This window comes from Thermosporothrix hazakensis (genome assembly GCF_003253565.1).
GTDB classification, from domain to species: Bacteria; Chloroflexota; Ktedonobacteria; order Ktedonobacterales; family Ktedonobacteraceae; genus Thermosporothrix; species Thermosporothrix hazakensis.
In genome coordinates this window covers 929067-943096 of sequence record NZ_QKUF01000001.1, presented here as the reverse complement: position 1 = coordinate 943096, position 14030 = coordinate 929067, and the positions used below count along the sequence as shown (strand labels likewise).

Annotated in this window: 10 protein-coding genes and 1 pseudogene; 10 read left to right on the top strand and 1 reads right to left on the bottom strand. The window is 54.0% G+C overall.

The window, feature by feature from the left end:
- Positions 1-69: 69 nt before the first annotated feature.
- Positions 70-1932: a protein kinase family protein gene (locus tag EI42_RS04045; protein ID WP_170142332.1), complete on the bottom strand. Its 1863-nt coding sequence runs from the start codon at positions 1930-1932 to the stop codon at positions 70-72.
- 990 nt (positions 1933-2922) lie between these two features.
- Here EI42_RS04045 and EI42_RS04040 point away from each other — a divergent pair.
- The 10 genes and pseudogenes from EI42_RS04040 (at position 2923) to EI42_RS03995 (ending at position 14025) form a co-directional block, all read left to right on the top strand.
- Positions 2923-3453 (top strand): NADH-quinone oxidoreductase subunit J family protein, encoded by a 531-nt coding sequence (locus EI42_RS04040; RefSeq protein ID WP_111319046.1) that lies wholly within the window; start codon positions 2923-2925, stop codon positions 3451-3453.
- A 3-nt stretch (positions 3454-3456) separates the two neighbouring features.
- Positions 3457-3786 (top strand): NADH-quinone oxidoreductase subunit NuoK, encoded by a 330-nt coding sequence (gene nuoK, locus EI42_RS04035; RefSeq protein WP_111319044.1) that lies wholly within the window; start codon positions 3457-3459, stop codon positions 3784-3786.
- An 86-nt stretch (positions 3787-3872) separates the two neighbouring features.
- Positions 3873-6086, top strand: coding sequence for a proton-conducting transporter transmembrane domain-containing protein (locus EI42_RS04030; protein WP_111319042.1), 2214 nt, complete (start codon positions 3873-3875; stop codon positions 6084-6086).
- A 3-nt stretch (positions 6087-6089) separates the two neighbouring features.
- A complete protein-coding gene (locus EI42_RS04025; protein WP_111319040.1) occupies positions 6090-7703 on the top strand; it encodes a complex I subunit 4 family protein in 1614 nt (537 codons plus the stop codon).
- 113 nt (positions 7704-7816) lie between these two features.
- The gene (locus EI42_RS04020) at positions 7817-9286 is read left to right on the top strand and encodes an NADH-quinone oxidoreductase subunit N (protein WP_111319038.1); all 1470 of its coding nucleotides are present in this window, start codon (positions 7817-7819) and stop codon (positions 9284-9286) included.
- A 171-nt stretch (positions 9287-9457) separates the two neighbouring features.
- Positions 9458-10153 (top strand): annotated as a pseudogene (locus EI42_RS04015) (ATP-binding cassette domain-containing protein); the annotation flags it as partial.
- A 215-nt stretch (positions 10154-10368) separates the two neighbouring features.
- Positions 10369-11115, top strand: coding sequence for a lantibiotic immunity ABC transporter MutE/EpiE family permease subunit (locus EI42_RS04010; RefSeq protein ID WP_111319034.1), 747 nt, complete (start codon positions 10369-10371; stop codon positions 11113-11115).
- Complete coding sequence (locus EI42_RS04005) at positions 11112-11834, top strand: ABC transporter permease (protein WP_111319032.1); 723 nt, start codon at positions 11112-11114, stop codon at positions 11832-11834. Before EI42_RS04010 ends, EI42_RS04005 begins: the two co-directional genes overlap by 4 nt.
- Positions 11835-11908: 74 nt before the next feature.
- On the top strand, positions 11909-12628 hold the full coding sequence (locus tag EI42_RS04000) for a response regulator (RefSeq protein WP_111319569.1): 720 nt from the start codon (positions 11909-11911) through the stop codon (positions 12626-12628).
- Complete coding sequence (locus tag EI42_RS03995; RefSeq protein WP_111319030.1) at positions 12586-14025, top strand: HAMP domain-containing sensor histidine kinase; 1440 nt, start codon at positions 12586-12588, stop codon at positions 14023-14025. The genes EI42_RS04000 and EI42_RS03995 overlap by 43 nt, the downstream gene beginning before the upstream one ends.
- Positions 14026-14030 lie beyond the last annotated feature (5 nt).

Below are 14030 nucleotides of genomic sequence, written 5' to 3'. Positions count from 1 at the left end.
AAGTGCGGAAATGTTACGGGGTAAAAAAAAGACGAGCAGGGAAAAGGACCTGCCCGCCTTTTGCGTGCGTTAAATGGGAATGGGGAGAACGTTATGTCCCTCTCTTCCTGATTGTACCAGATGGGATATAAACAGCTCGACGACAAATGGTTGCTCATAAAGCAAGCGATCTTTTCCATCCTTGATGCTGATGTAGAGCCGTTCGCGGCGTCCCCCGGGCTCTTTTTCAAACGGAGGCATCGGAAGCAAAACCTCTGCTGCATAGCCATATCCTGGGACCTGTACCTCTGCGCGTTGGATGACATAGGCTTTGCCCTGAGCCAGCACAGACCGAACCTCCAGATGGACTATATCGCCCTCTGTGAGGGCGCTCAGGCCAGCGATTGGGCTTCCTGGTGGCGCGGCAATAGGCCGGGTGGGGTGATTGCGACCCATAATGGTAATGCGTACCTGATAGGGCTGCTCCGGTCTGATCCGTAGCGGGGTTTCAACCAATGCGGCAGCCTGAATATCGCGTCGTTGTGTTCCAAGCACAAAGCTTTGCAGGTGTTTCAGCCAGACGCTCTTGACAACCGTTCCCTTATGAGGAGCCGGTAAGCCGGGCTTGCTCGCCGGGATCGGAAGCTGATTGATCACACGCATGATTGCAGGCAGGGCCGTGGTGAGCCGCTGTTTGACACGGTGCATGGTCTGGCTCAGTTCTCTGCTGAGGGCCGGCTTCTGTGGCTGCGCCGGAACTGGCAGGAACGATTGCTGCGGTGAGGGGGCCCCCGAAGGGGGGGGCTCATGCTGTCGAGATGCAAACGGCTGCATCCGCATGGTTTCCTGCTGATCGATGGGAACCGGTTCAGATAGCTTCCGGGTGGGCTGCTTCACCACGTCATCGCTTGTCGGGCTACCCTTCTCTTCTGGCATCTGATAGGGCAAGGGACCACTGGCAATGATGGTTGCTTCTGGGTCGTGCTTGCCCTGTTGTTTATCTGTATGTTTCGATGTAGAGCTATCGTTTGAGGCAAGCGTCTCAAGGGCAGCGGCCAGTTCATCGGCATGCTGGAAACGTTGAGCGCTCTCGATAGTCAACGTGCGTTGGAGGATCGGCGCGAAGCGGGCGGGAAATTCCTGTTTCTTGACGATGTCGCGTTCGGGAGCGGCTCCGGTCAGGAAAAGGTAGAGAAGCGCGCCCAGGCTATAGAGATCTGCGCGCGCGTCCGGCGGGTTTTGCTGGATCTCGGGCGCGGTAAACTTGCTGGCCGGGATCTTTGCCTTTTTTGCTGGCAGAAGCTGACGGACGGCAGGCGTTAGCCAGGAAACGATGAGCTCTGGTGTTGAATCGTTTTCACGGATAACGATCGTATAAGGATCGAGATCACCTAAAAAGATCTGATGGCGGTGCAGTGCAGAGAGCGTGCGGCAGAGCGAGAGGGTCCAGCGAATCGCTGTTTTTGTATCGGGGAGCCCGTTTCCGCTTTGAAGCTGATGCTGGAGTACGTGCAGGGAGGACTTTTCTTGTGTCTGGACCTGTTGCCCGGCAATAACGAAAACATGTCCACGAAGAGAACGGAGATCGATCACTGGCAGAACACCGGCCGGGTGTTCCTGACGGAGCAGATCATATTCTTGTTGGATTGCTTTGAGAGCGCGGGCCTGCGTGCTCTGATCCAGCGAACTGGTGTCGATATCACGAATAGCGACAGGGCGTTGAAGCCGGTTGTCGGTTGCCAGAAAGATTTGTACAGCGGGTTGTCGTCGCACGAGAGCTGTTATATGATAGCGTTCATCAATCGCTTTCGTATCGCTTGAGAGCATATTGGAGTTCTGCTCAATGCGTGCGCCACAGCTACTACAGAAAACCGCATTCTGCGGTAGCGCGGTCTCGCAGTGCGGACAATGGGTACCAGAGGGCTGTTTTTGTGCATTGATAGTCGGTGTCACGCTCATAGATCCTCTACTACGTCTTTTTCAGGATAGGACAAACAACCGCCTGACAAGGGATACACAGGTTGAGCTTCTCAATGGCACGATGTCTGCTGCTGAAGTGCTTTGAGAAGAGAAAAGAAAAAATGATAACAGACAGTGTTGTTCTATAAAGAATGAACAATACGAAGCTCCATTGATTTCTGTCTTCTTATTATACGTTGTATTGGTGGATTTAGGGTATCGTCGTAGGAGGATGGAGAGGGATGTTTTCCCCTTGTCACATGTCGGATGTTTTGTTAGAATCCCTAAAGGATACTTGGCCTCTTTTCCTGCTCTGGATAGTGCCTGAGAAGCTTGCGAGTGATACAATATGAGTAAGAGTACCCCAGAAGCATAGGGCCGGGGGCTGATCGACAGTGCTGTCTCTGCGGTCCCTGCTGGCTTCTCAGAGCCAATGTATTCGCTTACCAATCTGGCACCACAACGACGTCTGTGTGTGCTTGCCTTGTGTCTCAAGAGGCTCCTGAATACCTGCATGCGAGCATGCTCTTGATTATGGATCACTCTTGTATCCGGGATGTCAAGAGTGTGTTTCCATGTTTGGAGAAAAATACAAGATCGATTTTCTCGTGTAGAAAGCCGGAACGGTTTTGAGAACGGAACAGAAGAGGTTTGAAAGGCGACACCACTCGTGTTCTCTGGAACGCGAGGACCGGGGGCGTTGGCAGAACCTCTTTGAGGAATGCAATGCGCGTTCCTCGCGCCTCTCTCCTGGAGAGAGCAGCCTTGTGGCAATCCCTTGAGGTTGTTGAGGGCTGAAAGCAAACAAGCGAACGTCTCTCTTTTGTGGAAAGAGAAACGGCGAGAAGACAAGAGGCGAAGAGTGCATTTGTGCTACGTGGAGTCCTGTTACTTCTTTTTATGAAAAGAAGCGAAGATAGAAGGATTTAATGTTCTCCTCTTGCCAGAAGAAAAGATTGTGATGATCCGAAACGACCCGGAGGTATGTTTAAGATGGACTTTGCCACCCTTTTATTCTGGATTCTGGCAATTGTCATGGTGGTGGCGGCCTTAGCGGTAGTCACAATGCGCAACATCGTTCACAGCGCTATGGCGCTCTTTTTCATGTTTGCGCTGGCTGCCGGTGTGTATGTCCTGGCCCGTGCTGAATTCATTGCTATTGTACAGATCCTTATTTATGGTGGTGCTATTACCGTTTTGATCCTGTTCGCGCTCATGTTGACGCGTATAGGAGGACAACGGCGGACGAATCCAACAAACAGAACCTGGCCGGTTGCCTTGCTGGTCTGTCTCCTTGTTGGTGGCAGCATCCTGTATGCTCTGTTGAGTAGTCCTCTGGCTGTTTCGCAGACGCTTCCTGCTAGCGTCCCGATGGACCCACTGAACAATGTAGCACGCATTGGCTTGCTGCTGTATAGTCCTAGCCAGTATAGCTATGTACTGCCTTTTGAAATTGCCTCTATTGTACTGTTGGTAGCAATTGTCGGCGCAATTGTTATCGGCAGGGAGGATTAGTATATGTTAACCACGCTCACACTCAACCATTTCCTGGTGCTTGGCGCTATTCTTTTTTGTATAGGACTGTATGGCACCATTGCAAAACGGAATGCCATTGCTGTCCTGATGGGCATTGAAATTATGCTCAATGCGGTGAATGTGACTCTGGTTGGTTTTTCGCTCTTCAATCAGGTTCCCGCTTATCGGGGCCTGCTTACCGGTCAAATCTTCGCTATCTTTATTATCACTGTGGCGGCGGCGGAAGCCGCGGTTGCTCTGGCGATGGTCATTGCGATCTATCGCAGACGCAAGACGGTGGATGTTGGCGAAATTGATATCATGAAGTTCTGATTCAGACAGGTCGCTAATGTGAAGAAAGGAGTTGTGCGCCCCCCTGTCTTCGAGGGTTAACACAGTGCGCACTGTGTTTTTTGGTTATGGAATTGTATCAATCTTCCTGGCTGATCCTGTTTGCTCCGCTCTTCGCTTTCGTCGTGATTATTTTCGGCACGCGAATGCTGGATCTGTTCAGCCGTCCTCGTGCAGCCACGGTGAGCGAAGAGTCTCATGGACATGCCACAGAGGCGCATGGTGAGGAGTCTCATGGTCATCATCATAATGGACTTGATGACGATGAAGATCCCAAAGTGCCTCAGTTGACCATCTGGGCAAAAGCCAGCGCCTGGGTTGCGATGCTCTTTATGGTGATCGCCTGTGGGTTCTCCTGGTTTTTGTTAATCAATGCTCTTACCAGTAACGTGCTCCCGGATCAGGGCACCTCGGTCTTTCATTATGAGTGGTTCGCGGTCCCTGGCAATCCGTTAAAACTTGAAATCGCTTTCCATATTGACCGCCTGGCTATCGCGATGATGGTGGTGGTGACGACGATCGCTCTCCTGGTGATGATCTACTCTCAGGGCTACATGGAGCGCTCCGCCGGGTACGCTCGCTTCTATTCGTACCTGTCGCTGTTCGCGTTCTCCATGCTGGTGATCGTGTTTGCCGCTAACTTCCTGGTCATGTTCATTGGTTGGGAACTGGTCGGTCTCAGTTCTTATCTGCTGATTGGCTTCTGGATTAATAAGACTGCCAAGCCTGATGAGCAGCGTCCGTCTCCCGCAAGCGCTTCGTTGCAGGCGTTTGTGATGAACCGTATCGGTGACGTTGGCTTTATCATCGGCATCATGATTCTGTTCACGTCTCTTGGCACCTTCGATTTTCACACGCTCTTTGCCAATGCCGGCCATATGGATAAAACCCTGCTGACCATCGCGATGATCTGTGTGTTCTGTGGTGCTATTGGTAAGTCGGCCCAGGTTCCGCTGCATTCCTGGCTGCCTTCCGCTATGGAAGGTCCGACTCCTGTTAGCGCGCTGATCCACGCCGCGACGATGGTTGCTGCTGGTGTCTATATGGTGGCGCGTACCTTCCCGCTGTATGCTGCGGCTGAGCCTGCTGCGTTCACTGTTGTTGCCTGGATTGGTGGTCTGACCGCGTTCTTCGCAGCGACCATTGCGCTGGTCCAGCGCGACTTCAAGCGTGTGCTGGCCTTCTCGACGATCAGCCAGCTTGGTTATATGTTTGTGGGTCTTGGTGTTGCCGGTCTGGCCGTGTTGAACGGTCATGGACCCGCCAACGAGCATGAGGCGCTGTTGGTCGCTGTTCAGGGCGCGTTGTCCGAGGGCGGTCATCATGTGCCATACTACGGCGTTGGTGCCGGTATGTTCCATCTGTTCACGCATGCCTTCTTCAAGGCGCTGCTCTTCCTGGGTGCTGGTAGCGTGATCCATGCCCTGCATCATGTGACCCATCGTGAGATGCAGGATATGCGCTTTATGGGTGGCCTGGCGAAGAAAATGCCGATTACGGCGATCACCTGGTTGGTTGCCGTGCTGGCAATTTCTGGCTTCCCTTTCACCTCTGGCTTCTATAGTAAAGAGACAATTATTGGTCTGGCCTATGAAACCAATCAGTGGGGTCTGTATGTGCTGACCCTGGTGACGGCCGGTCTGACCGCCTTCTACATGCTGCGTGCATATATCCTGGCCTTTGGTGGTCGCGATGGTAAGTTCGGTGGCCTCTGGGGTGGCACCTATCGCGGTGTTGGCGAGCCTCATGAGTCTCCGTTCACCATGACCATCCCGTTGATTATTCTGGCGATTCCTTCGATTATCGCCGGCTACTGGACTGGTTTCTTTCCCTTTGTGCAACCTCAGGCGAACCCGCTGGACATCCCGCACATGCTGTCCCTGCCTGATACCTGGATCGGTGTGCTGGTGTCGTTTATCGGTCTGGCCGTCGCCTATGTGATGTATTGTCGCGTGGAACCAGCAAAACTCGAATCTTTCGTACGGAATAATTCCTTCGTACGTGGACTCCACGCCTTCCTGTTTAACAGATGGTTTATTGATGACCTCTATGCGGCCTTTGTGAAGTACATTGTGATTGGCTTCTTCTGCAATGTCGCTCAGGCCATTGATACCTATGTTGTTGATGGTATTGTAAACGGTGTCGCTTTCCTGATTACTGGCCTGGGCCAGGGTATTCGGCGTCTGCAGACCGGACGCGTGCAGGCTTACATGGTTGGTTTCTTTGGTGGCGTCGCTGTGTTGGCAATCGTGGTTATTGTGCTGGTCACGAGGGGATATTAAGTTATGGACATTTTGTTTCATCCACTTACCTTAATTATCCTGCTGCCAGTGATCGGCGCACTGGTAGCGTATCTGACGCCTACAAAGGTTTCTCGCTGGGTGGCACTGATTTTCAGTGCGCTCGTGTTCGTGGTGACGCTCTACCTGCTCGGGCAGGGCTTCTCTCATGGATTTGGTAGCTTAAAGACCATTGGCGCTGTTAATCGCGTCGATTGGAATGCTGTTCGCGTCGACTGGATTTCTATTCCTATCGGGAAAATTCCGTTTAATGTTCAGTACTTCATGGGCGTTGATGGCCTGGGTCTTCCGCTGGTGGTGCTGAATGGTATGCTCACGGTGCTGGCGATTATTGGTGGCTGGCGGCGCAATCGGGTAAAAGATTACTTCGCCTTGCTGCTGCTGCTGGAAGCTGGCGTGATGGGTGTCTTTACAGCAATGGATCTGTTCCTCTTCTTCCTGTTCTGGGAGGTCGAGCTTGCCCCGATGTTCCTGCTGATCGGTATCTGGGGTAATGAGCAGATTAAGCACGGGGTTCCGGGTCGTATCTACTCTGCCTGGAAGTTCCTGCTGTACACCTTCTTCGGTAGTGTCTTTATGTTGGTCGGTTTCCTGCTGCTCTACTTCATGAATGCAGGAACCGCGGGTGCGACAATCACGGCGAGCATGCCGTACTTTGCCGATCCGGCGCATATGCCCTCCGGCACGCTGAATGTTCTTGGTATCACTGCAAGCGCCCAGTTGGTGCTGTTCCTGTTGATCTTTGTCGCCTTCGCGGTAAAGATCCCAATGTTCCCATTTCATACCTGGCTGCCAGATGCGCACACCGATGCTCCAACTGAGGTCAGTGTGATCCTGGCTGGCGTCCTCCTGAAGATGGGTGCGTACGGTCTGATCCGTATCTGTTTCACGCTCTTCCCGGAGGGGATTCACGCGTTCGCTCCCTGGATGGCTGGCCTGGCCGTGATCAACATCATCTATGGTGCGGCAATCTGTCTCGTCCAGAAGGACATGAAGAAGCTTATCGCGTATTCCAGTATCAGCCATATGGGTATTACCCTGCTTGGTGTGGCTGCCGCTGCCGGTAGCGGCAACGTCCAGTTCCGCGAGGTGGCGCTGATGGGTGCAACCTTCCAGCTTATCAGCCACGGCTTGATTTCTGGTATGCTCTTCTTCTGCGTTGGCGTGATCTACGACCATGCCCATACGCGTATGATTGCTGACTTCGGTGGTGTCGCCAAGAAGATGCCGCGTCTGGCCACCCTGTTTACGCTGGCCGGTATGGCCTCGCTTGGTCTGCCTGCTCTGGCTGGTTTCGTTGCTGAATACATGGTCTTCACAAGCAGCTATAAGATCTGGCCTGTGGCGACCGTGGTTTCGGTCTTTACTATGATCCTGACCGCTGGCTATCTGCTCTGGATGTTGAAGCGCGTCTTCTTTGGCCCCTTCAACAAGAAATGGAGCTGGTTGCCGGATGCCAACCCGCGCGAGATGGTTCCGCTGGTGATCCTGGCGGCTTTCATCGTGATCGTTGGTATCTATCCCAAGTTCTTGATTGATGTGCTGCTACCTAGTTTGCATCATGTCCTGTATGATGCGGCTCAGGCTTTGATTAAGTAGGAATCTCCCGGAACCCGTTGAGGCGATAGAGCTTCTTCTTCTTCGGGTTTCGGATCACCCGAACCGGGGGAATATTGCCGAAATATTCCCCCAGGCGGGTTAAGGAGTTCAGAATGAAATTCAGTGCGTTTGATTTCTACCTGCTCTCGCCAGCGATCAGCCTGATGGTATTGGCGCTTGTGGTGATGGCGGTCGATATGTTCGTAAAACGCCGCAGTGTTGTCGCCGCGATTTCGCTCGTCGGTCTGATTGTTCCTGCGGGGTTTGCGATCTCTCAAGCGATGACTCTGACCGGGACGCATAAAGCGTTCTGGGATATGTTGATTATCGATCAATACTCTATCTTTTTCACGATTCTCTTTTTAGTAATCGCGGCAGTGATGATCCTGGCCTCATATAACTATGTGGAACGCTATGTGAAAGGCCAGGGCGAGTTCTATGTCTTGATGCTGTTCTCAGTCGTCGGCATGATGCTGATGGCAAGCACCAGTGAACTGATCACGGTCTATATCTCGCTGGAGCTGACCAGCTTCCCGCTGTATGTGATGGCGGGTCTGATTCGTGAGAACGATAAGTCTGCTGAGGCAGCCGTCAAGTATGTGCTCCTGGGGGCGATGTCGTCCGCAATCCTGCTTTATGGCTTTGCTCTGCTCTATGGTCTGACCGGGACAACTGATCTGGCTGGCATTGCGAAATCCTTTGGACAGATCGGACAGGGGAACCTGGCTGTGCTGGTCGCCGATATTCTGATTATTGCCGGTTTCGGCTTCAAGATCTCGGCTGTACCGTTCCACATGTGGGCCCCTGACATCTATGAGGGATCACCTACTCCTGCAACGGCCTTCTTCTCGGTTGGCTCAAAGGCTGCTGGCTTTGCCGCAATGATTCGTGTGTTTATGCTTGGTAATCTGGGCGCGGTCAACCTGGGTGATCTGGTTGTCGTTCTTTCGATCGTCGCGGTTCTGACCATGACGGTCGGTAACGTGGTCGCTGCGGTTCAGAGCAACGCGAAACGCATGATGGCCTATTCCGGTATCGCGCAGGCTGGCTATATCCTGGTTGGCTTTATCGCAAGTCTGGCATCGGGACAGCCGCAAGGCAATAGCGCGGTGCTGTTCTACTTGCTGGTCTATGCGGTGACGAACCTGGGCGCTTTCGCCGGTATTATTGGGCTGGCGAACCTGACCGGTGGCGATCGCATCGAAGATTTCCGTGGCCTGTTCTATCGCGCGCCGCTGCTGAGCATTGGAACGGCGCTGTGTCTGCTGTCGCTCGGTGGTATCCCGCCAATGGCTGGCTTTATCAGTAAGCTGTATCTCTTCTCGGCTGCCTGGAATATGGGCCAGTACTGGCTGGTGGTCGTGGCACTGCTCAACAGCGTGATCTCGCTGGTCTACTATGGCCGCATTGTGAAGGCGATGTTCTTCGACAAGCCTGCAAAGCAGGGTCGCCTCTCCACTTCCTTCAGCCTCGGCACATCGCTGGTGCTGATGAGTGCGGCGCTGGTCGTGATGACACTGGTCGCGCAGGTCTTCCTGTCGGCTACCAGTTTGCCCGCTGGTCTCCTGATGGCGGGTCACTAAGCATCTATTCAGAAGAAGAAACGGGGTCCGTGCTGGTACGGGCCCCGCTTTGCTTTTCAGCTTGCCCTCTCCTCATCGCCCATTCCCCTGGATTGTTTATTTTTTCTTTAGATTCTGGCTGTACGATTTGGGAGAAATACATGTATACCTGTTTCTATTCGGAGTCCAATAATGAGCTTTATTGTGCAAACGGTCCATCTGACCAAAAAATACAGAAACCAAATCGCGCTACAGAATGTTAATCTGCTGATTGAGCAGGGGACGATCTATGGCCTGCTCGGGCCAAATGGAGCGGGAAAGTCAACGCTCATCAAGCATCTGGTTGGCCTGCTCCGCCCGACTGAGGGGCAGGTGCTGTTGTTTGGTGAGCCCTGGCGGCGAGAACACCTCTGGCATATTGGTGCACTGATCGAAGGTCCCGCCCTCTATGGCCATCTGACAGCCTGGGAGAATCTGGCGGTGCATGCGACGTTGCTTGGTGTGCCAAAAAACCGTATTGATGAGGCGCTGGAGCAGGTTGATCTGCGCAATGTAGGTTCCAAGAAGGCGGCTCAGTTCTCGCTCGGGATGAAGCAGCGGCTGGGGATTGCTTCGGCCTTGCTGAGCAGGCCCAAATTGCTGATTCTGGACGAGCCAACAAATGGGTTGGATCCTGCTGGCATTCGCGAGATGCGCGGGCTGATTCATCGTTTTTGCCAGCAAGGAATGACGGTTCTGGTTTCCAGTCATATCCTGGCTGAAATTGAGCAGGTCGTTACGCACCTGGGCATTATCAGCAAGGGGCAGCTTCGCTATCAGGGACGACTACGCGATCTGCTGGCGCAAGGACAACAACGCGTTGAGTTGGAGACGCCGCAGCTTCAGCAGGCATACCGGTTGCTTCAGCCCTCGTTCCCGGCCTTGCGGGTCGAAGGTCAAAAGCTGGTGCTTCCGAATCCGGGTGCGGTCACGGCTCAAATTATCTCGTTGTTGACGCAGCATGGCATCGCTGTGACCAAAATCGATACGGTACAGGATGATCTGGAAACGCTCTTCCTGCGGCTTGTTGAGAGCGGAAACTATCGCTAGGAGGAGAATGAGAGATGTTTGCTGTACTTCGGGCTGAATGGTTGCGTCTGAAAGGGGCTTTTGTACCGTTGTTTCTGACGGTGCTCCCGGCGAGCATTGTGGTGCTGGTAACGATCATGCGTTATCTGGCTCCGAACGCGACCGTCTGGAGCTATTACCTCTGGATGCTCTTCAACTGGTGGCCGCTGATCTGGGGGCCTTTCGGTATCGCGATTCTGGCTGCCCATTCGATGATGCTGGATAAGCCCTTGCTTCGGGGGCTGCGCTCACGTCCCGTGTCACCTGCGCTGCTCTACCTGGGAAAGCTGCTGGTACTGGTAATTCACTTCCTGGTCAGCTCTCTGTTGCTGATTGCATTGACGCTTTTGTCCGGGGTGCTCTTGCTCAAAGGGGCGACACCCTGGGGAACGGTCATTACTGCGTCGCTGCTGATCTGGGTAACGGCGCTGCCGCTGGTTGCGCTGATGTTGTGGTTTGCGCTGCTTGGCGGTTATGTATTGCCGGTTGTCGTTTCGCTTGTCGGGCCCTTGAGTGGCGCAGTCATGGCGGTACAATCATCCTGGATGTTGAATCCCTGGGCTTGGCCGTTGCGCGTGGTTATCCCGGTGGTTGGGGTGCATCCAAACGGTGTACCGCTTGAGGCTGGCGACCCGCTGTTGCAGACGCCAATGGTTCCAGTAGTGTTGGTGTCACTGATCGCGTTTATCCTGTTCGCAGCCCTGGGGGCGGTCTGGTTCGCCCGGCAGGAGGTGAAGGCATGACACTCCTGCGCGGAATGGGGGCCGAGTTTCTCAAGTTGCGGCGCTCTATGACACTCTGGTTAACGGTGCTGTTTCCGTTGCTCTGCATGCTGGCATTTGGCTGGTATCTGGCAACGACACACCGGATGACCTGGGATAATCTTCAGGAAACGTTTCTCATCTGGCTGGTGTTCTGGAGTGCTGGCGGTACGGCACTTCAGGCAGCGCTGGCTGCGAACATGGATGGGCAGAACTGGCGAGCGCTCCTTGCGCGTCCTGTTGAGCCGGGGATACAGCTAGGCGCGAAATATCTGACGCTGCTTGTGCTCTTGTTACTTCATGCGCTCTGGTTCAGTGTCTTGATTCTGATCACGGGGCTCCTGCTCCATGCTGAGGGCGAGATTCTCTGGGGGAGCTTGCTCGGTGCGCCGCTGGCTACCACGCTCTTTGTGATGCCGATGCTGTTGCTTTACACATGGCTTGCGACGGCGAAAGGGTTCGGTTGGACCATCGGGCTTGGTGGGATCGGCATGCTGGTGGGGACGCTGCTTGGGACAACGTCAATGGGTGATGCGGTATGGATGTATGTTCCCTGGGCGTGGCCTTTCCGCTTCCCGATGATGGCGCACGCGCTCTCCACGAACTGGCCACAGTTGCTGTTCCCTGTGGTTGCGACCGTTGTTCTGACGGTCACGGTGTTGTGGGTAAGTATACGCTGGTTCAGGCGACGCGAGTGGTAGACGGGACATTGTACGATTCAGATATGCGACCATTTTCAGGGAAGGAGCTGCTGTGTATGCTTGATGATGCGACGTTGCAGGGGAAAATTCTGCTTGTAGATGATGATGATGAGATTACACAGTTCGTCCAGGATGCCCTTGAGGACGAAGGCTTTACGGTGCTGATTGCACACGATGGAGCCCGGGCTATTGAACTGGCTCGGGTGGAAATCATCGATCTGGTGCTGCTGGACATTATGTTGCCGCATCTCGATGGCTTCAGTGTGTGCCAGGTTTTGCGTGATGAGCTGGATATCCCGATTCTCTTTGTCAGTGCCAGACAGGGAGAGTCCGACCGGATCCAGGGATTGAGTGTCGGTGGCGATGATTATATTATGAAGCCGTTCAGTATTCGGGAACTGGTTGCCCGGGTACGGGCGCATCTCCGCCGCGAGAACAGGCTGCGCAAGCAAAAGCGCCAGATGGTACGGCTGGTTTGTGGTGCGCTCTCGATTCACCTCGATACCTACGAGGTGCGCTACCGCGAACAGCTCCTTGCCCTGTCGCGCAAAGAATTTGAGATTGTTCGCTTGCTGGCGTTGCACCCGCGGCAGGTGTTTTCGCGCGAGACAATCTACGAGCGGGTTTGGGGCGACGATGCGAATAGCTACTCGGAGACCGTGACCGAGCACATCAAGCGAGTTCGGCGGAAGCTGGCGCTTGCAGATCCGCATACCGAATATATCAAGACGGTCTGGGGAGTAGGGTATAAATGGGACCAAGCCATAGCGAAGGCTTCCGACGCCTCTTTCTGAAATATCTGTTTTTGCTGCTTGCGATCGCTATTCCAGCTATTGTGTTTCTGGAAATGTGCCTTGCTGCTTTCTTGTTGCGTCCATTCGGCATGACTCAGGTAAGCGGCGAGGCCGGCCGGCTGGCACAGTTCGGGAGCGAGCATGCGGCACTGCTTGTGGAGCGAGACAATCGATTCATGCAGGACTGGGAGCGACGTGTGCGAGCTGTACCTGCTTTAGAGTATCTGGTACTCGATCCGCAGGGAAAACCGCTTGCCGGGAACAGGCAGACTTTTTCACCTCTGCCCTCTCCCGCGCTGTTGCTTCAGCGGCTGAATCAGACTATTTTGCTCAAGAATGACCACTATGTTAATACCGTGCCTCTGGTTTCTGATACCCGTGTCTATGGCTATCTCCTGTTGACCTATCCTGCCAGCGCCCTTCCTCCACAGGCGTCGATTTCCTGGGCTTTTATTCTGGGGCTGTTGCTGCTTGAGCCGCCTGTTGTGCTGTTTGTCGTTGTTCTAATCTTTGCCTCGCGTCTGGGCAAAAAGCTGAACCAGCCGGTTGAAGAACTGATGGGGGCGGTCGAGAAGATTAAACAGCACGACCTGGATTTTACGATCCATTATGACCAGCCTGATGTACTCGGCGATCTCTGCCGGGCGGTCAATGATCTGCGTACGGCCTTACAATCCTCGCTGTTGCGCGAGTGGGATAAAGAAGAGCAGATGCGCGAGCTTGTGGCCGCTCTCTCGCATGACCTGCGTACACCTGTGACCGTGATCCAGGGGCATATTGAGGGACTACAGCGGGCCCAGCCCGCCAAGCGAGCAGAGCGCCTTGAGCGCTATCTTCCGGTGCTGGAAACGAACGCGCAGCGCATTGGTCGTCTCCTGGAAGAGATCTTGCTGATCTCCTCGCTGGAACAGGCAGAATTCTCGCTTCAGATGCAGGCGGTCCATCTGGGCGATGAACTGCGACGTAAGGCCCAGAATTATGAGCTGGCGGCGGCTGAACAGGAGATTCGCTTTCGGTATGAACTCTATCGTGTCGCGGAGTCAGAAGAGGCGCTGCTTGATTTCTCGCAGATTGAACGGGTACTGGATAACCTGTTTGAAAATGCCCTGCGCTTTACCCCGAAGGGAGGCGAGATCACGCTTTCCTGTGCCTGGAATGTTGGTGTGCTCAGTATCAGCCTGCACGATACCGGGAGCGGGATTGACCCGCAGGAACTTCCTTTTATCTTCGACAAGTACTACACGCGATCTCGCAGGCCGAAGCAAGGCAAGAAGAAAACGGTTGGTCTCGGTCTCTATGTTTGCAGAGTGCTGATTGAAAAGCATGGGGGGCAGATTATGGCCCGCAATCGTCCCGAAGGTGGTTGTGAGGTATCATTCTGGCTGCCATTGCAGTGAGGCGC

Bases quoted from the DNA above. Each gene is read 5' to 3' on its own strand.
- EI42_RS04040 (WP_111319046.1), top strand. From the start codon at position 2,923: ATGTTTAAGATGGACTTTGCCACCCTTTTATTCTGGATTCTGGCAATT.
- EI42_RS04030 (WP_111319042.1), top strand. From the start codon at position 3,873: ATGGAATTGTATCAATCTTCCTGGCTGATCCTGTTTGCTCCGCTCTTC.
- EI42_RS04020 (WP_111319038.1), top strand. From the start codon at position 7,817: ATGAAATTCAGTGCGTTTGATTTCTACCTGCTCTCGCCAGCGATCAGC.
- nuoK (WP_111319044.1), top strand. From the start codon at position 3,457: ATGTTAACCACGCTCACACTCAACCATTTCCTGGTGCTTGGCGCTATT.
- EI42_RS03995 (WP_111319030.1), top strand. From the start codon at position 12,586: ATGGGACCAAGCCATAGCGAAGGCTTCCGACGCCTCTTTCTGAAATAT.
- EI42_RS04010 (WP_111319034.1), top strand. From the start codon at position 10,369: ATGTTTGCTGTACTTCGGGCTGAATGGTTGCGTCTGAAAGGGGCTTTT.
- EI42_RS04025 (WP_111319040.1), top strand. From the start codon at position 6,090: ATGGACATTTTGTTTCATCCACTTACCTTAATTATCCTGCTGCCAGTG.
- EI42_RS04005 (WP_111319032.1), top strand. From the start codon at position 11,112: ATGACACTCCTGCGCGGAATGGGGGCCGAGTTTCTCAAGTTGCGGCGC.